Source organism: Kangiella sp. HZ709, assembly GCF_009674675.1.
Taxonomy (GTDB): Bacteria; Pseudomonadota; Gammaproteobacteria; order Enterobacterales; family Kangiellaceae; genus Kangiella.
Genome location: NZ_WKJC01000001.1, coordinates 280,462 through 301,982 on the forward strand (window position 1 = coordinate 280,462; position 21,521 = coordinate 301,982).

At 39.5% G+C, this 21,521-nt stretch carries 18 protein-coding genes and 1 tRNA gene; 16 read left to right on the plus strand and 3 right to left on the minus strand.

Features of this window, described 5'->3' with window-relative positions:
• The first annotated feature begins 44 nt into the window (after window positions 1–44).
• The 3 genes from dinB (at window position 45) to GJS41_RS01395 (ending at window position 4,709) form a co-directional block, all read left to right on the plus strand.
• Window positions 45–1,151, plus strand: coding sequence for a DNA polymerase IV (gene dinB, locus GJS41_RS01385; RefSeq protein ID WP_154245554.1), 1,107 nt, complete (start codon window positions 45–47; stop codon window positions 1,149–1,151).
• 73 nt (window positions 1,152–1,224) lie between these two features.
• Complete coding sequence (locus tag GJS41_RS01390) at window positions 1,225–2,901, plus strand: sodium:alanine symporter family protein (RefSeq protein ID WP_154245555.1); 1,677 nt, start codon at window positions 1,225–1,227, stop codon at window positions 2,899–2,901.
• 98 nt (window positions 2,902–2,999) lie between these two features.
• Complete coding sequence (locus GJS41_RS01395) at window positions 3,000–4,709, plus strand: acyl-CoA dehydrogenase family protein (protein WP_154245556.1); 1,710 nt, start codon at window positions 3,000–3,002, stop codon at window positions 4,707–4,709.
• A gap of 4 nt (window positions 4,710–4,713) precedes the next feature.
• On the opposite strand, the gene GJS41_RS01400 is transcribed toward GJS41_RS01395, so the two are convergent.
• A complete protein-coding gene (locus GJS41_RS01400; protein WP_154245557.1) occupies window positions 4,714–5,775 on the minus strand; it encodes a kelch repeat-containing protein in 1,062 nt (353 codons plus the stop codon).
• Window positions 5,776–5,949: 174 nt separating this feature from the next.
• On the opposite strand from GJS41_RS01400, the gene GJS41_RS01405 reads away from it, so the two are divergent.
• The 11 genes from GJS41_RS01405 to GJS41_RS01455 all read left to right on the plus strand — a co-directional run bounded on the left by GJS41_RS01405 (window position 5,950) and on the right by GJS41_RS01455 (window position 18,160).
• A complete protein-coding gene (locus GJS41_RS01405) occupies window positions 5,950–7,341 on the plus strand; it encodes a sodium-dependent transporter (protein ID WP_154245558.1) in 1,392 nt (463 codons plus the stop codon).
• Window positions 7,342–7,357: 16 nt separating this feature from the next.
• The gene (locus GJS41_RS01410; RefSeq protein ID WP_154245559.1) at window positions 7,358–8,761 is read left to right on the plus strand and encodes an amidohydrolase; all 1,404 of its coding nucleotides are present in this window, start codon (window positions 7,358–7,360) and stop codon (window positions 8,759–8,761) included.
• Complete coding sequence (locus GJS41_RS01415; protein ID WP_154245560.1) at window positions 8,758–10,041, plus strand: amidohydrolase family protein; 1,284 nt, start codon at window positions 8,758–8,760, stop codon at window positions 10,039–10,041. The genes GJS41_RS01410 and GJS41_RS01415 overlap by 4 nt, the downstream gene beginning before the upstream one ends.
• A gap of 22 nt (window positions 10,042–10,063) precedes the next feature.
• Complete coding sequence (nhaC, locus tag GJS41_RS01420) at window positions 10,064–11,512, plus strand: Na+/H+ antiporter NhaC (RefSeq protein ID WP_154245561.1); 1,449 nt, start codon at window positions 10,064–10,066, stop codon at window positions 11,510–11,512.
• Window positions 11,505–12,917, plus strand: a complete 1,413-nt coding sequence (locus GJS41_RS01425) for a transglutaminase family protein (protein WP_154245562.1) — start codon at window positions 11,505–11,507, stop codon at window positions 12,915–12,917. The genes nhaC and GJS41_RS01425 overlap by 8 nt, the downstream gene beginning before the upstream one ends.
• A 415-nt stretch (window positions 12,918–13,332) precedes the next feature.
• Complete coding sequence (locus GJS41_RS01430; RefSeq protein ID WP_154245563.1) at window positions 13,333–14,181, plus strand: alpha/beta fold hydrolase; 849 nt, start codon at window positions 13,333–13,335, stop codon at window positions 14,179–14,181.
• A gap of 16 nt (window positions 14,182–14,197) precedes the next feature.
• Window positions 14,198–15,853: an AMP-binding protein gene (locus tag GJS41_RS01435; protein ID WP_154245564.1), complete on the plus strand. Its 1,656-nt coding sequence runs from the start codon at window positions 14,198–14,200 to the stop codon at window positions 15,851–15,853.
• A gap of 119 nt (window positions 15,854–15,972) precedes the next feature.
• Window positions 15,973–17,118, plus strand: a complete 1,146-nt coding sequence (locus GJS41_RS01440) for an HRDC domain-containing protein (protein ID WP_154245565.1) — start codon at window positions 15,973–15,975, stop codon at window positions 17,116–17,118.
• Between the two features lie 49 nt (window positions 17,119–17,167).
• A complete protein-coding gene (locus tag GJS41_RS01445) occupies window positions 17,168–17,431 on the plus strand; it encodes a YcgL domain-containing protein (protein WP_154245566.1) in 264 nt (87 codons plus the stop codon).
• Entirely contained in the window at window positions 17,432–17,902 is a 471-nt protein-coding gene (locus GJS41_RS01450; protein ID WP_154245567.1) for a YcgN family cysteine cluster protein, read from the plus strand.
• 181 nt (window positions 17,903–18,083) lie between these two features.
• A tRNA-Asp gene (locus GJS41_RS01455) sits at window positions 18,084–18,160 on the plus strand.
• A gap of 175 nt (window positions 18,161–18,335) precedes the next feature.
• On the opposite strand, the gene GJS41_RS01460 is transcribed toward GJS41_RS01455, so the two are convergent.
• Entirely contained in the window at window positions 18,336–18,821 is a 486-nt protein-coding gene (locus GJS41_RS01460; protein WP_154245568.1) for a hypothetical protein, read from the minus strand.
• A 369-nt stretch (window positions 18,822–19,190) separates the two neighbouring features.
• Between GJS41_RS01460 and GJS41_RS01465 the strand changes: the two genes are divergently transcribed.
• Complete coding sequence (locus GJS41_RS01465; RefSeq protein ID WP_154245569.1) at window positions 19,191–19,946, plus strand: hypothetical protein; 756 nt, start codon at window positions 19,191–19,193, stop codon at window positions 19,944–19,946.
• 24 nt (window positions 19,947–19,970) lie between these two features.
• Window positions 19,971–20,567 (plus strand): tetratricopeptide repeat protein, encoded by a 597-nt coding sequence (locus GJS41_RS01470; RefSeq protein WP_154245570.1) that lies wholly within the window; start codon window positions 19,971–19,973, stop codon window positions 20,565–20,567.
• A gap of 10 nt (window positions 20,568–20,577) precedes the next feature.
• On the opposite strand, the gene GJS41_RS01475 is transcribed toward GJS41_RS01470, so the two are convergent.
• Window positions 20,578–21,405 (minus strand): ABC transporter substrate-binding protein, encoded by an 828-nt coding sequence (locus GJS41_RS01475; protein ID WP_154245571.1) that lies wholly within the window; start codon window positions 21,403–21,405, stop codon window positions 20,578–20,580.
• Between the last annotated feature and the right edge of the window lie 116 nt (window positions 21,406–21,521).

The window sequence follows — 21,521 nt, forward strand, 5'->3', positions numbered from 1 at the left end:
CAGACTAATCGATAAAAGGTTTCATAACTTTCGGTTGTATTCTAATGACGAATAGCAGTTTAGAGAAAACTCAAAAGAAGATAATCCATGTGGATATGGATTGTTATTATGCTGCTATTGAAGTGCGGGACGATCCTGCTTTAAAAGGACATCCCGTTGCAGTAGGAGGTCATCCTTCGCGTCGTGGTGTTATTGCCACTTGTAACTATGAGGCTAGGGCTTATGGGATCCATTCCGCTATGCCATCGGCTCATGCTAAGCGGTTATGTCCCAGTTTGATTATTGTCGGCGGCAATTTTGATAAATACCGACATGATTCAAAAGTCATCAGGAGTATCTTTGCCAAATATACCGATCTAATAGAGCCCTTGTCTTTGGATGAAGCGTTTTTAGATGTTACCCACTGTGAACAATACAAAGGAAGCGCTACCTATATTGCACAGGCTATTCGTCATGAAATCTATCAAGAGCTAGATTTAACCGCATCAGCCGGTATAGCGCCAAACAAGTTCCTTGCCAAAATTGCCTCTGATTGGAATAAACCTAATGGTCAATTTGTCATCACCCCCGAAGAAGTGGACAGTTTTGTTAAAAAGCTGGATGTTAAGAAGATCCCAGGAGTAGGAAAGAAAACGACTCAAAAATTAAACAATCTAGGGATTTATAATTGTAATGATGTCCGTGAATTTGATTTATTAACCTTATCAAGAAAGTTTGGGACCTACGGCGATAGACTACATAAGTTAGCCCACGGTATCGATGAAAGGGAAGTTATCGTTTCATACCCTAGAAAATCGCTAAGTGTTGAAAATACCTACGAACATGACTTGAATAAACTAGATGAATGTTTCGAGGAGCTGCCGGATTTATTGGCTACACTAAAGCAGCGAATAGCGAGCTCTAAAGTGGACTCTCCGATTAATAAATTGTACGCAAAAATTAAATTTAGTGATTTCACCGCCACTACAGTTGAAAAAACAAGCTTCGGAATCAATGATGATTTGTTTTACGAGCTCATCGAAGAAGGCTTTTATCGACGAGAAAAATCTGTCCGTTTATTAGGTCTAGGCGTTCGATTTCAATTGTCTGAATCTGCAAGTTTCAGGCAATTACCACTAGAATACAACGAAGAAGACATGGATTTAGAATAACTCTAGTCATGTTTAAGCCTAAATGTTAAGGTTATGTCAATTTTCTTACTATAAAAATATTGGGGATTGACCTTTGTTTGACGCAATACATGACTTTATTCTAACTCTTGATGCCTACCTAGGTTCTTATTGGATTTTTCCATACTTGCTATTAGGTACTGGTGTTTTCTTCACCATTTATCTTGGCTTTCCACAAATTCGTTATTTTGGTCAAGCTACCCGTATTGTTCGCGGTAAATACACCAAAAAAGACGCTCCTGGTGATACTTCTCACTTTGCAGCACTGTCTACTGCATTATCTGGCACTGTTGGTACCGGTAATATTGGTGGCGTAGCTTTAGCTATTTATCTGGGTGGTCCTGCCGCATTATTCTGGATGTGGGTTACCGCTTTCTTGGGTATGACTACCAAGTTTGTTGAGGTAACTTTGTCCCACAAATACCGTGAGAAAACTGCAGACGGCACTATGGCCGGTGGCCCCATGTATTTCATGGAAAAGAAACTAAATTTAAAATGGATGGCAGTATTTTTCGCTTTAGCTACTATCGTCAGTTCGATTGGCTCCGGTAATATGCCTCAGATCAATAATATCGCTTCTGGTATGGAAGATAGTTTTGGTATTGAGACTTGGATCACTGGTGCGGTTTTAGCAGTATTATTAGCACTAGTCATCATTGGCGGTATCAAGCGTATCGCGAAACTGGCAGAGAAAGTTGTTCCTTTAATGGCGCTAATTTACGTGGTCGGTGCTTTTGCTGTTATTTTTTATAATTACGAAAATATTATCCCATCGTTTACTTCTATCTTTAGTTCCGTATTTTCTGGTTCAGCAGCAGTTGGCGGCTTCATGGGCGCAAGTATCGCCTATGCCTTTAATCGCGGCGTAAATCGGGGTTTGTTCTCGAACGAAGCGGGACAAGGTTCAGCACCAATTGCTCACGCTGCTGCAAAGGGCAACGAGCCAGCATCAGAGGGCATGGTTTCTTTACTGGAGCCTTTTATTGATACCATCATCATTTGTACTATCACTGGCTTGGTCTTATTATCTTCTGGTGTTTGGTCAGAAAAACATCACAACCAATTTGACCGTGCTGATATGCAATTCCTGGTAGGCGACTACAGCGATAAAAATGATACTGATGTTAATAAACTCTTTAAGCATCTAGATCGTAATCCAAGTAAAGAAGATGTTATTGCTAATTACACCGGCAGTATTTCCGTTAATGAAGGCAAGGCTATTTCTAATGGCTTTACTTTAGTGAATGCTCGCTCAGTTGCCGAAGATGTTCTTTATAAAGAAAATGGTAAATTGTTAACAGGTGTCATTCGTGTCGTAGATGGCAAGCTTGAAGGAGATGGTTTAACTGTCGAGGGCAAGTCTCTGATTCACTCTGTGAAATTAACTCAAGAAGCCTTTACTAGAGGTTTCTTTGGAGATAATGGTAAATACATCGTAACTATTGGTTTATTGCTATTTGCATTTACTACAGCAGTTGCCTGGTCTTATTATGGCGATAGGGCTGCAACCTATCTTTGGGGGCCAGCAGCAGTATTACCATATCGCATTGTCTATGTAGGGCTGTTCTTTGTTGGTGCAATTATTGATGCTTCTATCGTTTGGGATTTGGCATTGGTGACGGTGGCGCTAATGACGATACCCAACTTGATTGGTATCCTGTTACTGCATAAAGATATGAAAAGTACGGTAAAAGACTATTGGAAAAACTTTAAAGAAGATAAAGCAGACTAATTGTCCAAAGTAATAATAAAGCCTGGTTTTGACTTGTGGTCTGACCAGGCTTTTTTTATACTAGGATTAATACATTTGTTTGAAAAGAGTAAATACTAATGAGTTATCAAATTCCGCACCAAGACATGATGTTTTTGGTTAATGATGTTTTTAAATTCGATGAGCGTTTTGCCGGCGTTGAAGATTTTGCTGAGTTTGATAATGAGCTATACGCGGCAATTTTAGAAGAAGCTGGGAAATTTGCTGCTGGCGTTTTGCAGCCTATTAATCAATCGGGCGATGAAGAAGGTTGTCATTATAATGATACGGTAGTGACAACACCTAAAGGTTTCAAAGAAGCCTATCAAGCATTTGTGCAAGGTGGCTGGCAGTCGCTTACCGCAAGTCCTGAATATGGCGGACAAGGCTTGCCTAAAGCCTTGCACGTTTTAGTGGAAGAAACTTTCTATTCAACCAATACTTCATTTTGTTTGTATGGCAGTTTAACTGCTGGTGCTTATCATCTATTGCAAGCACATGCGGATGAAGCCATTAAGTCTACATATTTACCAAAAATGATTTCTGGCGAATGGTCTGGTTCTATGTGTTTAACAGAAGCACATGCGGGTTCAGATTTGGGGTTATTAAAAACTAAAGCAGAACCAGCCCAAGAGGGTACTTATAAAATCTCAGGCTCGAAAATCTTTATCACCGGTGGCGAGCACGATATGGCAGAGAATATCATCCATTTAGTTTTGGCGCGTTTACCAGGAGCACCAGCAGGTCCTAAAGGCATTAGCTTATTCTTGGTTCCAAAATTCAAGTTGAATGATGATGATAGCCTTGGGGAGCGCAATGGCGTTGCTTGTGGCTCAATAGAGCACAAAATGGGCATTAAAGGTTCATCTACTTGTGTGATGAATTTTGATGATGCAGAGGGTTATTTAATTGGTGGAGAGCATCAAGGCTTGCGTTGCATGTTCACTATGATGAATCTTGAGCGTTTATCGATTGGTATTCAAGGCATCGGCTTAGGTGAAATGGCTTATCAGCAAGCTAATGATTATGCGCATGATCGTTTACAAGGTCGCGCTAAAGGGCATGAAGGAACTGCGCCAATTATCAAGCATGGTGATGTACAGCGTATGCTAAATACCATGCAAGCTTATAATCAAGCAGGTCGGGCTTTAGGTGTATGGCTAGGCTCTTATATGGACATAGCACACCACTCAGGCGATCAAGATGCAGCTAAAAATGCTGATACTATGGCCGCATTTTTAACACCTATTGCTAAAGCTTTCTTTACTGATATCGGTTATGACGTTTGTACTATTGGTCAGCAATGTTTTGGTGGTCATGGTTATGTAAAAGAGTGGGGGATGGAGCAGCATGTTCGCGATGCTCGTATCGCACAAATTTACGAAGGTACTAACGGTATTCAAGCACTGGATTTAATTGGTCGTAAGTTAGTCGCCAATAAAGGCGCTATGTTGGATTTATTCTTGCAGACGCTTAAATCAGATATGGTTTCATTTGCAGACTGTTCGCGTAAGTCGGAGCTTGCCGCAAAATTAAAAGAACTTGAGAACTTATCACAAACTATTATAGACAAAGCTGATCCTGATACTCAGCAATTAATTGCTTGTGATTATCTTAATTATATTGCTTTGATCATATACGGTTATTTGTGGCTCAAAATGACCAATAAATCTGGTCAGCAAAGTCAGAACTTTATTGCTGATAAAGAGCAGTTAAAAGAGTTTTATTTTAAACGCTTAATGACCCGAACCTTAGGTCTAAAGGCGAGCATTGAAAGTGAGTTAGACTAGGCTATTATTTAGGTACACCTAACTCGATTTTATAAAGTTTGGAAGTGGTTTTTTGATTTGACTCCATGCCGCCGAAAATATAAAAGTTTTGTTCAATTTCGAGAAGCCCGCGATGATCCATGGTGGGCTTTTTTTGTGTACCTAATGTTTGCCATTGCTCAGTAATAAAATCATAACCAAAAATTAAATCTACGGGTTCGCTAGCGATTCCATTATAGCCAATACCATTAAAATTATAGGGGTTGTCACTGCCTCCAACAAAGATCACCTTGTTTAGTTTTGCACTAGCGGTTGCAGCCATTCGATAACGCGCAGGTCCTGGATGCATAGGGAGCTTTTGCCAACTGATTTTACGAAAGTCATTTGCGTCGATAGTGCCCAAATAATTATCATCGCTTATGCCGTAATGTCGCTTGCCGTCGACAACTTTCAGCACTTTAACACCATCACTAATAATTATTTTATTGTTCAAGAATCCTGCTGAGTGACCAAAAACTGGTGCGCCAGGGTATGGGGTGCCCAAGTGCCAACTCATGTCAGTAGTGTCTAATATTTGCACTAATGAGACATTACCATCATTGTGCCAACCGCTAACTAAGTAGATATAGCGATCTTGATAAACTAAGGCCACCGAATCGTCAACCGGTGTTGGCATTTCAGAGACAAGCTCATAGGTCTCCTGGTTAGGGTCAAATCGATAAACTTCAGGCGTAGAAACTTCAGAGTGATCGGCTTCAACGGTATAACCACCGAAGATATAAATCTTGTTGCCAACGGTTGCTGCTATCGAAGCTAAACGACCTGCGTTGCCCGGCACATCCGCTAATTGTTTAACGGCTCCATTAAGAGGATTAACAGCAAAGCTATTGGAGCTAACATCTTGCCAAGTTTTATCGACTTTAAGTCCATTAAAGGAATAAATCATCGGTTGGTTGGATGAATTATAAGCAATGGCAACCGCATTATTACTAATGGGGATTTCCTGTTCCAGGCTGCGCTGCTGTTTTTCACAAGCAACGATAAACCAAAGGATAAAGGTTATTAGAATAGTTTTTATGTTGATCATAAGGATGATTAGAATAGCTTTTGTAAATATCCTATCTGAAAATTAGCTTAAATAAAGAAAAACCAGTAAAAACTTCATGATTTCAAGGCTTAAACCTTGTTAGCCATCTCATAATATGATGATATTAGCGGCTGGGGTTATATATTTTAATAATTTAAATAAAGAGAAGTAGTTATGGCAACTGAACGTGGTCAATTTAATTCACGTATCGGATTTATTTTAGCGGCTGCTGGTTCGGCGGTTGGTTTAGGTAATATCTGGAAATTTCCTTTTGAAGTAGGACAAGGTGGCGGCGCCGCTTTTGTTGTCCTGTACTTAACTTTCTGTTTTTTACTTTGCTTTCCAGTAATGGTTTCGGAAATCGCTATTGGGCGCAAAACACAACTCAATCCTGTAGGCGCTTTCAAGAAATTAGGCCACGGCAATTGGTCAATTATTGGTCTGCTGGGAATCATAGCCGGTGTATTGATTTTATCTTTTTATAATGTCGTTGCAGGTTGGGCTTTTGGTTATTTCTTAGAGATGGTTCAAGGCAACTTTGGTATTGGTAAAGAATTCGGTACTTTTATCACCGATGTTACCAAAATTAGTTTGTATGGCATTGTCTTTATGGGTGTGACCGCCTTTATCGTATCTCGCGGTATTTCAGGTGGTATCGAAAGAGCCGCAAAAATTTTAATGCCAACTTTATTTATTTTAATCTTAGGTTTGATTTTCTATGCTTTGACTTTAGATGGGGCTATGGAAGGAATTAAATTCTATCTGGTGCCTGACTTTTCTGAAATTAATGGTGAAGTGGTTTATTCTGCATTAGGGCAAGCTTTCTTCTCGCTATCATTAGGTATGGGCGCGTTAATTACTTACGGCTCTTACGTATCAAGAAAGCAAAATATTGTTCGCTCAGCGGCTTTAATAACCCTAACAGATGTTTCAATCGCATTCCTTGCTGGCTTGATGATTTTTCCATTTGTGGCTTATTTAAGTCAAGGTAGCATGGAAGGTGTTGAAGGCGGTGCGGGCCTTATCTTTGCAACGTTACCAGGTGTCTTCGAAAGCTTAGGACCAACTTTAGGCATCGTAATTGGCTCGGTATTCTTCTTATTGCTATCTTTTGCAGCTCTAACCTCCACCGTTTCGCTGCTAGAAGTGCCAGTAGCTTATTTAGTGGATGAAAAGAAAATTAAACGTCCTTATGCGGTTTGGGGGATGGCCATATTTATCTTCCTGTTAGGTATTCCTTCTATGCTGTCAAATGGTAGCGTCGAAGCCTTAACTAGTTTTGTGACCCTAGGTGACGATGATAAAGCGACTAACTTTATGGACTTTATTGGTTTAATTGCTAGTGATTCATTCTTACCAATAGGCGGTGCTTTAATTTCTATTTTTGTAGCTTATATTTGGAAGACCAATAATTTAAATGAAGAAATTGCTATTGGTCGCGAGAATGCTATTCCGATCGTAACCAAATATATTAATTTTGCTGTTATGTTTATTTGTCCGGTGATATTAGGAACCATTGGTATTATCACGATCTTGGATAGATTCTTTGGAGTTCAATTTTTCTAAATAGGTGAGATTGAGAATGAAAAATAAGTTTTATAAAACTGCAATTGCGGCGCTTTTAAGCGCTGTTGTTGTTTCTTGTGCGGATGATTCTGAGCAAGAAAAAGAAATCATAGAACCTTTTGCTAGCCGTTATCAGGTGCAAGAGTTTCAACCAGTTTTTATTAAGAATGCCACCATTCTTACCGCTGCTGGTGAGCAAATCAATGACGGCGCTATTTATTTTAAAGACGGCAAAATTGTCTCCGTTGGTGATGATTTATCTGAGCCTTCAGATGATGACTTGCAAGTTATAGATGCGAAAGGCAAGTGGATAACGCCGGGGATTATTGATGTGCATTCGCACTTAGGTGTTTATCCAGCGCCAGGAGTGCAAACTAGTGCAGACGGTAATGAGATGACAGCACCTGTTACTGCAGAAGTTTGGGCAGAACACTCAGTATGGCCACAAGATCCTCAGTTTAGTCTTGCTTTAGCAGCTGGGGTAACTTCTATGCAGATTTTACCAGGCTCAGCAAACCTTGTGGGCGGTCGTAGCGTGACTTTGAAGAATGTCTTGGGCCGCTCTGTGATGGATATGAAATTTCCTGAGGCGCCTCATGGTTTGAAAATGGCTTGTGGTGAGAATCCAAAGCGTGTTTATGGTTCAAAGGGTAGAGCGCCAGCCACACGAATGGGTAATGTCGCGGGTTACCGCAAATCTTGGATCCAAGCTTCCGATTATAAGAAGCAATGGGATGCTTATAACAAGTCGGTTGAAGCAGGTAAGCCAGGTAAAAAACCAAAGCGTGATTTAAAACTTGATACTTTGATGGGTGTATTAAATGGCGAAATTTTAGTGCATAACCATTGCTATCGCGCCGATGAAATGGCGGTGATGCTCGATATTGCTAAAGAGTTTGATTATAAAGTATCAACGTTCCATCATGCGATTGAGTCCTACAAAATTGCCGATCTATTAGCTGAGAATGATGTTTGTTCTGCAATGTGGTCAGACTGGTGGGGTTTTAAACAAGAAGCTTACGATACGGTTCCTGAAAATGTGGCATTAGTCGATAAAGCCGGTGCTTGTGCGATTGTGCATTCTGACTCAGCCGTTGGTATTCAACATCTAAATAAAGAAGCCGCAAAAGCCATGACTTCAGGCGTTAATATGGGCTTAGATATCAAAGCGGAAGATGCGATTAAGTGGATCACTATCAATGCTGCTAAAGCCATTGGTGTAGAAAAACAAACGGGTTCTTTAGAAGAAGACAAAATGGCAGACATCGTGATTTGGGATGGCAATCCTTTTAGTGTTTATTCTAAAGCGGAAAAAGTATTTATTGATGGAGCTTTGAAATATGATCGCGCTAATGCAGAGCTTCAACCTGTAAGCGATTTTGATTTAGGTGCAGTTAAGCCAGAGGAGAATAGACTATGAAACTATCCAAATTCTTATTGGCAGGATTAGTAGCTGCGACCAGTTTTACTGTTTCAGCAGAATCAATTTTAATCAAGAACGCCAAAATCCATACCCTAGGTTCTCAAGGAACATTGCAGCAATCGGATGTGTTTATTAATAACGGAAAAATTATTTCTGTGGGTAAGAAATTAACCAATTCTGCGGATCGCGTGATTGATGCGACTGATAAAGTAGTGACCCCAGGTATTTTCGCAGTTGCTAACAGTTTAGGTCTAGCTGAAATTGACGCGCTTAATCAAACTGTTGATTCCGTTACTAATGATGAAATGTCAGGCGCTAGTTTTAATTTAGATGAAGCCTTTAATCCAAACTCGACTTTAATTCCTCATAATCGTGTTAATGGCGTTACTCGTACTCTTGTCAGTCCTGCTTATAGCAGCGTACATCTAGTTTATGGGCAAGGCTCGATTATGAGTTTAAATGGTAACTATAATCCATTAATTAAAAGTGCGGTTGCTATTTTTGGATCTTACGGTGAGTCAGGTTCTGGCAGAGTAGGCGGTTCAAGAGCAACGGCCTTGAAAGAACTACAAACCTTATTGGATGAAGCTAGAGAGTATGCTGATAATTACGAAGCTATTTTTGCCGGTGAATATCGCGAGTTAGGTTTTTCGATTGATGATTTAAAAGCCATGCAAGATGTTTTGAATCGCAACACGCCATTGGTTATGAGTGTTAATCGTGCCAGCGATATAATGACATTATTACGATTCGCTAAGAAAAATAGCATTCGTTTAGTACTGAAAGGAGCCGCAGAAGGCTGGATGGTGGCTAAAGAGATTGCTGCCGCTAATGTCCCTGTGTTAATCGATCCGCTTGATAATATTCCTAGAAGTTTTGAAGCGTTAGGGCAACGCATCGAAAACTCTAGCTTAATGAACAAAGCTGGCGTGGAATTGATGTTTCTAGGACCTGGTTTTCAAAATACCCATAATGCACATACGGTGCGTCACTCAGCAGGTGTCGCGGTAAGTTATGGCATGCCTTATGAAGCCGCCTTAAAAGCATTCACAGCAACTCCAGCAAAAGTTTTTGGAAGTGATACAAGCTATGGCAAGATTATGTCAGGTTATGATGCTGAATTGGTCGTTTGGGATGGCGATCCGCTAGAAGTGACTACGAGTGCAGTCAGTGTCATTATCGATGGTGAGCTTGTCAATATGGCAACCAAATCGAAGCGCCTTCGTGATAGATATAAAGATATTTCTACAGATAAGAATACGGCTTATCGTAAATAGATAAAAAAGAAAAGGATTAAAGATGGTAGATTCTCAAAGTCGCCAACCGAGTATTTTACAAGCAATAATACCAATCTTATTTTTGATTGGTTTATTGTTTTTATCGGTGCAGTTATACGGTTCAGACTCTTCCTATGGTGCTAACCAAATAGCATTGATACTAGCTGCTTCTATAGCAATTATTATTGGCCTGCTTAATGGTCAAACCTGGAAAGAGTTAGAAAAAGGTATTGTCGAAGGCATCAGTCTTGCCATGGGAGCAATGCTGATCTTGTTGATGGTTGGAGCCTTAATCGGTGCTTGGATTTTAGCCGGGACAGTGCCAACTATGATCTACTATGGATTGCAGGTCTTATCACCAGAATACTTTTATGTGGCTTCTACAGTGATTTGCGCCATTGTTTCTATCAGTATAGGAAGTTCTTGGACTACGGCAGGAACCGTTGGCGTTAGTCTTATTGTTATTGCAGACAGTTTAGGTCTAAACCCGGCAATCGCAGCGGGAGCTATTATTTCAGGTGCCTATTTTGGCGATAAGATGTCGCCTTTATCAGACACTACCAATTTAGCTCCGGCAATTACTGGAACTGATTTATTTACCCATATTCGACATATGGTTTGGACCACCTTGCCATCATTAATTATTGCTATGGTTATTTTCACCATTATTGGTTTAAGGCAAGAGGCGGCAGAAGCAGCGTTGGGCTTACAGGAAACTCTAACGTTATTAGACAGTAACTTTAATATTAGTTTGTGGTCACTAGTGCCTTTGTTAGCGGTTTTTGTCATGGCATTTAAAAAAGTACCAGCAGTAGCGACTATTTTAGTTGGCGCACTTTTAGGTTGTATTTTTGCAGTGCTTTTACAAGGCGATGCAGTAACTAACTTTGTTAATAATGATAAGTTATCAACAGTCGCGACTTACACAACCGCTGTTTGGAGTTCGTTGTTTTCTGGCTACTCAATTAACACAGGTGTTGAAGCCTTTGATCGCTTGTTGAGTCGTGGTGGAATGTCGAGCATGCTCAATACCATTTGGTTGATTATATGTGCGATGACTTTTGGTGCCGCTATGGAAAAAACCGGTCTGTTGCAAAAGTTGGTTCATTCAATTATTGGAATGGCAAAATCCACTGGATCACTTATCGGTTCAGTTCTTCTTACCTGTATTGGCATGAATGTAATTGCGTCAGATCAATATATTGCAATTGTATTACCAGGCCGTATGTATCGCGCTGAATTTAAACGTCGCGGTCTGGATGCGAAAAATCTTTCTCGTACGTTAGAAGATGCAGGAACCATTACTTCGCCATTAATTCCATGGAATACCTGCGGTGCTTATATGGCTGGTACTTTAGGTGTTGCAACAGGTGCTTATTGGATTTATTGTTTCTTTAACTTAATCAATCCAATTGTATCGTTCATTTATGGAATTTTAAATTTCAAGATCACCAAAACTGCTGATGCTTAAAGCAAAAAATACACTTGTTTTAATAGTGCTGTTAAGCCTTCTAGGTTTAGCAGCATTTTTCTTTTACCCAAATGATAAGTCTGCAACTCATCCTTGGCAGCCTGAAAATTTACAGTCGCAGAAATTTTGGTATCAAATTAATTGGCAAAACCAAGCGGTTGGTTGGGCAAGCTTATCTTTAGAAAAAAACCGTGATCATTTTGCAGTTACCGAAGAAGATTTTATTACTGGAAGGGTGCAATCCCAAAGAATGGAGTTTAGTTTTAAAAGAGAGTTGGTATTTTCAAGTAAATCACCATACCAATTAAGTCAGATTACTATTACTTCAAAAGAACCCTATTTATCAGTCGAGAAGCAGATTAACAATGGTAAACAACTATCGGCTATTGAAACTCGGAATGGTAAAGCTACGGAACTTCTAGCTCCAACCATCAACTATACGTTAGAAGATTACTTAACCAAGTATTCTTGGCTACAACGAAAAAACACTAAACCAACACAAATCGTAAAAGAATTTAATAATGACGATTATGGATTACATTATTCTCGCTATGAGTTAATGGGAACTGCTCCTAATAGCAATAACGTTTATCGAGTTAAGCATCAGTTGCAAAATAGCGCTGATATTAACGACAGCTATCAATCGCAAGCTTCACTATTAGAGTTTTCCCAAGAGGGATATTTGTTAAAAGAAACCAAAGCCAATGGCATGATCTATATTAAAAGTGATGGCAAAGTAACTATTAATCCTGAAATGCAACGGGATTTGTATTTAGCCTCGGGGATTGCTGTTGATCAAGCTTTAGGGAAAACGCAACAAATTAAGGGTTTGGAATTGCTTATAACACCTGCTTTAAAGCTTAGTAATGCCCATCCGGCTCTAAATATCGAAAATAATCGACTCAGACTTAAGCGTGGTTATGAGTATCCTGGTCAAAGGTCAACAATTGAAGCGGCGCACCCTAGAGCTGGAGCTTTAGCACAGTCATTGATAAAGTCCTCGCAAACTATTAACGAAAAAGTTGAGTCCTTAGTCTCGCATGTCCATAACCGCTTGACCTATAAAACGCTTCCGGCTAGCTTTGAAATTGATGATATTTTAGATAATGGAATAGGGGACTGTACCGAGCATGCTCTATTATTGACAGAGATGTTAAATGCTATCGATATCCCAGCCAGACAAGTTAGCGGCCTTATCTATTTAGGGGATGAAAAACAGCGTTTCGGCGGCCATGTTTGGGTTGAATTCTTTAACGATGGTTATTGGCAAGCCATTGATCCTACGTGGAATTTGACTAATGTGTCAGCGACTCATATACCCTTAATGCTTGGTGCTAATAAAACTCCTGAGTTACTCTTAAAAGCCACTGAAATTGAGTTTAAAGTAATCGATGTTCAGCGTTAATTGTAAAATGGACATGTTATTCCGCTTTAACTTAAATACTTAAGCTATTGTTTTATAAATCAAGTCTTGTTGAGATTGTAAAATGCCAGCAGAAAAGTTGCTAAGTGCTTCATGAGGTTGAACTTTTTGGCTATTTAGCACTCTTATATTATGAAGAGAGTAGAAAAGTTTCCCCTCTCTGAATTGCACTAGCAATACTTTTCTACTGTCTTGGTTGTCATTGTCACTTCTCTTTTGAGAATTCTTACTCAAATGGGTCATTTAATAAATGACCCTTTTTTTATGCCTACAAAAAATGAAGATTTCAGTAATAGAGGCTAAAGATAATAAATCTGGAATGACCAGTTTATCTTTGACCGAGAAGTCCCTATAATTTTGGCACATTTCATAAGTGGTAGTTTTAAACTAAACGCAGATGCAATTTCAATTTGAACGCGAATATCATTTAGTTGTAAATGATAAGAAGATCTCAGTGATAGAGTGGGGAGAACCCGATGCTGAGCCAGTGATCTGCATGCATGGCTGGCTGGATAATGCCGCTACGTTTCATTATCTAGCTCCATACTTGGATAAAAAATATCGGCTGATAGCTTTTGAGATGCCAGGGCATGGTCAGTCTGAGCATTTATCCCAAGACGCAGATTATCAATTCGTTTCGGGCATTTCTGTAATCGACTCTGTTCTGAACACCTTAAACATCGAATCATGTCAATTCATCGGACATTCAATGGGGGGCGCTTTGGGTTTATTGTATGCAGGAGCGATTCCAGGCAGGTTCACACGTATGGCATTGATAGATTCGATGGGGGCTATTACCGCACCTTCTGAGCAAGCAGTTGAGCATTTAGAAGAAGCTATAATCCAAAGGCGCAAAAAAACTAGTAACAAGCGATTTTTCAATGATCTGGAAATCGCAGCTAAGGCTCGAGCCCAAGTTTCAGAACTTAACTGGAAAATCCTTTATCCCTTAATCGAACGAGGTGTTATGTTGACGGATAAGGGTTATCAATGGTCCAGTGATGCTCGTTTAAAACGTATGTCCTGGTTGAGGATGACTGAGAATCAGCACTCCGCAATAATAGCCAAGGTTGAAGCAGATGTGTTATTGTTGAAGGCAAATAATGGAATATTAAATCAATTCCCAATTGGATCTCGAACGGCTCAAATAAAGAATTTTGAACAAATTAACTGTGAAGGTGGCCACCACTTTCATATGCAGTACCCCAAGGAAACTGCAGAAAAGATATTAGAATTTTTAAAATAAGATTAGTAGGTATTGAATGGAACCCATCTGGTTTAAAAACTACCCAGAAGCGGTAGCGCAAAATGTAGACTGTACCCAATATAATAATTTAGCTGAAATTTTGGCGGAAAGCGTTGAAAAGTATGGTGATAGACCTGCAGTTTCAAATTTAGGTATTACGCTTACATATAAAGAGCTTGACCAAAAAGCCACTGATTTCGCCGCTTTTTTACAACAAGATCTAGGCTTAGAAAAGGGCGATAAACTTGCTCTTATGATGCCCAATTTATTGCAATATCCAATTGCATTGTATGGTGCTTTAAAAGCAGGCATTGCAATTGTTAACGTTAATCCTTTATACACGCCAAGAGAATTAAAGCATCAACTCAATGACAGTGGTGCTGATGCGATCGTCATTCTTGAAAACTTTGCTAGCACCCTTGAAGAAGTGCTTAATGACGTTAGTTTAAAACAAGTCGTGCTGACAAATGTAGGCGATGCTTGTTCGGGTATAAAACGCTTCATCGTTAACTTTGTAGTTCGTCGAGTAAAAAAAATGGTGCCAAAACATTCTGTTAAAGGCATTTCATTTGTTGAAGCTTTAAACCGAGGCAATGCTTTAAATCTTGAAGCGATTTCAGTCAATCAATCGGATGTTGCTTTCTTGCAATACACCGGAGGTACGACTGGTGTTTCTAAAGGGGCAGTTTTAAGCCATAGAAATATGATTGCTAATTTGATGCAAACTGACGCTTGGATGCGACCATTTTTGGCGCTGGGCAAAGAAACGATCATTACTGCTTTACCGCTTTATCATATTTTTTCTTTAACCGTTAATTGCTTGTTGTTTACTAAAGCGGGCGGTCACAGTGTCTTAATCACAAATCCACGTGATATGAAAGATTTCTGCAAAACTTTGAATAAATACCCATTCACCGCTATCACTGGAGTGAACACTTTATTTAATGGCTTGTGCAACACCGCCGATTTTAAAAGTTTAGACTTTAATCATTTAAATTTAGCGATTGGCGGCGGAATGGCTGTCCAAAAATCAGTATCCGATGCTTGGCAAAAAATCACAGGCGTTCCAATTTTAGAAGGCTATGGCCTTACTGAAACCTCGCCTGTAGTGAGTATGAATCCGTTAGATGCCACTAGCTACAGCGGCACTATTGGTTTACCTGTGCCAAATACTGATATTGAAATTCGCGATGATGATAATAATGTGCTTGGGCTGAATGAAGCTGGAGAGTTGTGGGTCAAAGGTCCGCAAGTAATGGAAGGATATCTAAATCGTCCTGAAGAAACTGCAAAAGTCATTGATGCAAATGGCTGGTTGGCGACTGGCGATATGGCGACTATAGACGAAGGTGGTTATTTAAGAATTGTCGATAGAAAAAAAGATATGATCTTAGTTTCTGGCTTTAATGTTTATCCAAATGAAATTGAAGATGTAGTGGCGCTACACTCTGGTGTATTAGAGGTCGCTGCTATTGGTGAACCTGACGATGTTAAAGGTGAAGTGGTTAAGATCTGCGTCGTTAAAAAAGACGCTAATTTAACGGATAAAGATTTAATCGAGCATTGTCGCGAGCATTTAACCGGTTACAAGATCCCTAAAGTTGTTGAGTTTTATGACGAATTGCCAAAATCGAATGTTGGGAAGATTTTAAGAAAAGAACTAAGGAAATAATTAAGAGAAGAACAGGGTAAATAACTAAAAAAGTACTAAAATAAGTAATCTAGGTAATTATTCAGTAACTAGATAAAATATGAATACATATAGCAACGGAAAAATCGTTAAGGACAAACTTGCAGGATTTTAAATTATCAGAACATGATGAAAATGTTTCAGTATCCTTTATCCGTGATACTGAAACCTTAAGTCGACTTTGTTCAGAATGGCTCAGTAAAGAAGCGATAGCAGTTGATACTGAGTTTGATAGAACCAATACCTATTTTCATAACTTAGCGCTGATTCAAATTAATGATGGCCAACAAATTTGGTTTATTGATCCTCTAGAGCTTAAAGATGTCTCGCCTCTAAAAAGTGTTTTTGAGAGTGAAACGCTAGTAAAAATTTTTCACAGTTGTGGTGAAGATTTAGAAGCACTATTTAACAAATACCATTTCAAATTTAATCAAATCTTTGATACGCAAATAGCTGCCGCTTTCGCCGATATGGGGCCTAGTTTAGGTTATTTACGTTTAGTTGAATTGATTTCAGGTGTCAGTCTAGATAAAGAGCATACTAAGACTGACTGGATGCAGCGGCCCTTACAGCAAGAGCAACTTATTTATGCCGCACAGGATGTTCAGTTCTTACTGCCTTCTTATTATATGCTTCGCGATAAAATGTTAGAGCTAGGAACTTTTGAGTATGTAATTCAAGATGTGGACAGCATGTTCGAAGCGGTTTCAGCTCCAGAAAACTATGATAGTTATTACCTTCGGATGAAAGGCATTTTTCGCTTAGATGCAAAACAAACTAATCGTTTAAAGCACGTTGCCAGCTGGCGTGAGCAATTAGCCAGGCTCAAAAATATACCCAAGACCTTTATTTTTCGTGATCCACAATTATTAGAGATTTGCCAAACCCCAAATCCAAAAATGTCAGACCTATTGGCTGCTGGTTGTCATCGCGCAAGTATACGCCGCTATGGTGCTGAATTATTAGCGACCATAACACAAGCCGATCTTGTTAACCCAGAACTATGGCCAGAGCCAGTAAAAGCTTTTCATAAAATTCCTAAAGCCAAAGAGCTTTCTAGGCAATTGAAAGCTTTGGCGAATCAAGTGGCTGATAAGAATGATATTCCGCAAGAGGTTTTAACTAACAAAAGACTGATTGAATATTATATAATGCGTAATATGAAGTTGGATGTTAGACCAAACCGCTTTTGGAATGATTGGCGAAAAACATTGCTTTCGGAAGCATTTGAAGCCGTTCAATTCTAAAGTACTAACGCAGCTAAAACCAAACGCAAAAAGCTAAAGACAATTACCTATGATGTGCTCAATCTATAAAAGTTCGAAAAGGTTAGATACCTACCTCTATGTTCCTTTTAATAGCAAGCTAGAATCATTACCAGAAACCTTACTGGCCATGTGGGGCGATCCAGAACTTGTAATGCACTTAGATTTAGCTAAGAAAGATAAACTAGCGCTAGTAAAGATAGAAGATGTTAAATCTAAGCTTGAAGAAGATGGTTACTACTTGCAGATGCCGCCAACCGAAGACGATATTGCTCGCTTAATAGGAACCAACTAATTGAGTGATTTCTGGTTAGAAACGCCAATGCGAGAAATGACTTCTGAGCAGTGGGAGTTATTGTGTGATGGTTGCGCCAAATGTTGCCGTATGCAGTTTGTAGATGAGGAAGAGGGCCTTTTGATGCAAACCGATGTGATTTGTTATCTGCTGGATGAAAAGTCGCTTAATTGCACTGATTATGGCAATAGAACTAAGCTGGTTCCAGACTGTATGCAAATCACCCCGGATAATATTCATGACTACTATTGGCTACCTGATACATGTGGCTATCGCCGCGTAGCAGCTGGGAAAGATTTACCTGACTGGCATCATCTTAAAACCGGCGATAGAGAAACGGTCCATAAACTCGGTTTTAGCGTTAGAGACAAAGTTACTCCGGAGAATCTGTTAGGCGGTCAAGATATCGAAGATAGAATTATATCCTGGATACCGATTGAAGACTCAGATGAAGATCTTGACCAAGACTAAATATTAAGCAGCTTTTCATTATATATCGCTCAGCTTTGCCTTAGTTATAGCCTATTTGAAAAATATTTAAAAAAGGTGTTGACGCAAAAAACGAAGGCCAGTATTATGCACGCCGTTGACCGAGAGGTCACCCAGCAAACACCTTGTTAGTCATAGTTATCTATACACTAACACTCGTCGCGGAGCGGTAGTTCAGCTGGTTAGAATACCGGCCTGTCACGCCGGGGGTCGCGGGTTCGAGTCCCGTCCGCTCCGCCATTATTTCAAAAACCAGCGTAAGCTGGTTTTTTTGTTTTAAGGTCATTATGTCTTTCCGACGTAAGAATGCGAATGAGCAGGGGCAGCAATTAAGTCTGTAAAGGGTTTATTGAATAAATACGCTCGCCTCTGGGAAGAGGCGGGCCATAGCTGTTATATTTTTAGAATTTCTTAATTAAAAGAAAGGAAAAAGTTCTTTGGTTTTTTCATCCACGGCATCCTGCTCTGCTTGATCGCCTTCTTGATCCCACAATGTCATGCGGCAGCTTCTGTTAAAGGTGACTTCCGCTTCTTCGTATTGAGTAATGATTTCGCCATCAGGGAAGCGAACGTATTCGTAGTAATGGATATCAACAGTATCTTCGTCAATTTGCTCAAGGTGCTGAATGTCAAACTCAAAGCCGATAAAGTTAAACGTTGTCAGCCAACCAATCGGACTTAACAAGAAATTATTGGTTTTTGTATCGACGCCATTATGAAATTTTTTGAAGTTCCAAGCATAGCCTCTAGCTGCACAGAAGGCGTTTTCCACATCAATACAGTCTAAAACTCTGGTTAATTTTTCAACAGGGTTTGCGCAAGATGCGGCTTTTGCGTTAACAGATATACCTAAAGCCGCAGCAGTTAAGACTGCTGCGATAGTTTTATTAAATAGTTTCATGAGTATCCCCAAGTCATATAGTTATGATTCATTATTGTAAGATTGACTCAAGAGGCTGGCTTTATCAGTCACATAGAGATTAACAAAGTTATTCAAGCCTCTTGAAGTCAACAAAGTAAGATTTACTTCGCTAGCTATCTTACCTAGCTCCTTATTCTGAGGTTTGTCTGTAAGTGTCAAAGGTTTAACTAAAAATGCTATAAGCCGGCTTTATAACAAAGGCCGTACTTCATTTTTCAGCACGATTTCTATTTTGTGGTATAAACAATTTAGTTATCGGTTTTGTATTTTCGTGAACTGGTAAATCTTTCAACTTTGTTTTTGGTGGTAACGTTTCGTTTTTAATTTTTGTAATTCATAGTGATAAATATGAACAAAACCTCTCTAGCGTTAATCGCCATTGGTGTAACTTTTTCTGTGGTTTCTTGCGGTGATGCTAATAACGATATCGACCCTAATGCTATAGTTTCTAATAAAGAGAACAGTTCGTTTAATGAAGATTTCTTAAGCTCTAATGACAATGAGGGTGGGCCGTATTACGATGAAATTTACCCAGAATATTGCGAAGTGGTTTCTCCTAAGGCTTTGTCTGGAATTGAATGTGACTATTTAGTCCAATCGGTTCCATATCAAGAGCCGGCCTATTTACTGCAAGTTGCGATTCAAGACTATCCCTCTGAATACCTTGATGACGTTGGGGTTTTGGGGATCAGTATTCGTCCAACTGATAATAGAGCCACTTTCACAGCTGGAAAATATCCAGTGACGGGTTTGAGTTTTTATCAAGCTGAAAAAGCTACAGAATATCCTAAAGTCGCTTATGAAATGCCTTTCGGTACTATGGTTCATATTAATGAAATGAATAGTTTCTCCGATGGATTGCCTAGTGTGGTTACTCATGTCTTTCATCATGCAGAACTCGATATTACCCATGCTGACGCTATTGCTTTTGAAGATGAAGAGCAGAACCGTTGTGAGCTTTTGCAACTACAGGGGGAGTGCGGTAGGCAATACGTTAAGGGCACTGCGAGTTTAAAAATATCTACCTTAGATAAAATAGACACAGCTGAAACAATTATTTTTAAGTTTGCTAGCTATGTCGATTGGCATGATCAAAATCAATAAATCAAAAGTCATCTAGTTAAGATTATGAATCTTCGAGATACCAGCGCTAAATGGAAAAAGGCGTACCAAGCTAAACGCAAGGGCAATTACGAGCAAGCCAAGATTCATTTTTTGCATCTAGTAAATTTAGGCGAGGTTCAAGCCTATGTTGAAATCGCGCAATTGTATCGCCTTCCATCAAAAGACAACTGGAAACAGGACTATTCGCAAGCCTTAGAATGGTATCAAAGGTCAATTCAACACATCGGCGATGATTTTGCTTATCTAGGTGCGGCAGAGTTATATTTTTTAGGACTCGGAACTACGAAAGACTACGCTAAAGCCAAGGAATACTTTAGCGCAATAACCGATCCTAATATATTGCAGAAACAATTGTATCTGGCGAACTGTTATCAATTTGGACTGGGTTGCCAAGTTAGCGAGCGTCGAGCCATGGTGCATTACCGTAAGGCCGCACAAGAAGGCAATTTATCCGCAAAAAAAGCGTTGGCAAATTATTTAAACGATCAGGGCAAGACTTTTGCCTCGGCAATGATGAATGCCAATTACTTTTATTCAAAAGCTACCAGTGTTTTTAAAGCTAAAAACAGCAATACTAAAGTCACTGTATTGGACGGTTAGTATTGCTGGGCTAATCGATAATGCTTAACTGTTTAAGCTTATCGGTTACTCTATCGATCAACTCTGAATTTAAGCTGACTTTTTTATACCACTGAGTCGAATCAAACCAAGTTTTTACATCAGCCAACTCAAGTTGATACTGCTCTGCGATTAATTGCTCTGCGATTGGTGATTGTTTTAAATGTTTGGCGCTCTTTAGTACGCTTTTCATCAGCTGCTTTATTTGCTTTGGATTGTTTTGCAAAACCTCTTTTCTCATGCAAGTCACAAAGCAAGACCAAGGGGTAGGGAAGTCTGCAATTCGAATCATTTCGCCACCATCCACTAATGGTTTTGTCATAAACTTTTCCCACAAGAAAATGTAATTACCGCCTTTTTTGAATAAGTTTCGCGCACCCTTCAAGTTATCAATAATTTCGAATTTTAAATTATCAACGGATAAACCTTGAGATTCAGCTAATAAATACGCCATTAGGTTTGAACCAGAGCCATAGCGACTGATGGCAAAAGTGGCTTTACCTAGATCCTTTAGAGACTTGATATCAGTCTCTAGCGGGGTATGAACCCCCCAAATTAGGGGGGATTTAGTGTAGAAAGCATAAAGCTCAAACTGGCAGTCTTTCTGCGCGGCAGCTTTAATAGCGCCTTCGGTTAGTAAAGTCGCTACATCTACTTCACCATTGTTTAGTGCTTGAACCATAGCGCCTGTCCCGCTATGAAACTCTTGCCATTGGGCATTGATATGATGTTTTTTCAGTGCACCAGAACCAATGGCTAAGCGCCAAGGCAAGTTAAAATGTTCCGGTACGCCGCCGACTTTAAGAGATAAATGTTTCAATGGATTCCTCTATTAACTGCTTTTTACTAAAAGGGTGTTATCAACACTTTGCCCAATTATAGCGTTAGTCGCTATTTAGGGATAATTTTTATATTAATAGAAGCAGATCTCAAGAG

Bases quoted from the DNA above. Each gene is read 5' to 3' on its own strand.
- dinB (WP_154245554.1), top strand. From the start codon at position 45: ATGACGAATAGCAGTTTAGAGAAAACTCAAAAGAAGATAATCCATGTG.
- GJS41_RS01395 (WP_154245556.1), top strand. From the start codon at position 3,000: ATGAGTTATCAAATTCCGCACCAAGACATGATGTTTTTGGTTAATGAT.
- GJS41_RS01400 (WP_154245557.1), bottom strand. From the start codon at position 5,775: ATGATCAACATAAAAACTATTCTAATAACCTTTATCCTTTGGTTTATC.
- GJS41_RS01405 (WP_154245558.1), top strand. From the start codon at position 5,950: ATGGCAACTGAACGTGGTCAATTTAATTCACGTATCGGATTTATTTTA.
- GJS41_RS01410 (WP_154245559.1), top strand. From the start codon at position 7,358: ATGAAAAATAAGTTTTATAAAACTGCAATTGCGGCGCTTTTAAGCGCT.
- GJS41_RS01415 (WP_154245560.1), top strand. From the start codon at position 8,758: ATGAAACTATCCAAATTCTTATTGGCAGGATTAGTAGCTGCGACCAGT.
- nhaC (WP_154245561.1), top strand. From the start codon at position 10,064: ATGGTAGATTCTCAAAGTCGCCAACCGAGTATTTTACAAGCAATAATA.
- GJS41_RS01425 (WP_154245562.1), top strand. From the start codon at position 11,505: ATGCTTAAAGCAAAAAATACACTTGTTTTAATAGTGCTGTTAAGCCTT.
- GJS41_RS01430 (WP_154245563.1), top strand. From the start codon at position 13,333: ATGCAATTTCAATTTGAACGCGAATATCATTTAGTTGTAAATGATAAG.
- GJS41_RS01435 (WP_154245564.1), top strand. From the start codon at position 14,198: ATGGAACCCATCTGGTTTAAAAACTACCCAGAAGCGGTAGCGCAAAAT.
- GJS41_RS01445 (WP_154245566.1), top strand. From the start codon at position 17,168: ATGATGTGCTCAATCTATAAAAGTTCGAAAAGGTTAGATACCTACCTC.
- GJS41_RS01460 (WP_154245568.1), bottom strand. From the start codon at position 18,821: ATGAAACTATTTAATAAAACTATCGCAGCAGTCTTAACTGCTGCGGCT.
- GJS41_RS01465 (WP_154245569.1), top strand. From the start codon at position 19,191: ATGAACAAAACCTCTCTAGCGTTAATCGCCATTGGTGTAACTTTTTCT.
- GJS41_RS01470 (WP_154245570.1), top strand. From the start codon at position 19,971: ATGAATCTTCGAGATACCAGCGCTAAATGGAAAAAGGCGTACCAAGCT.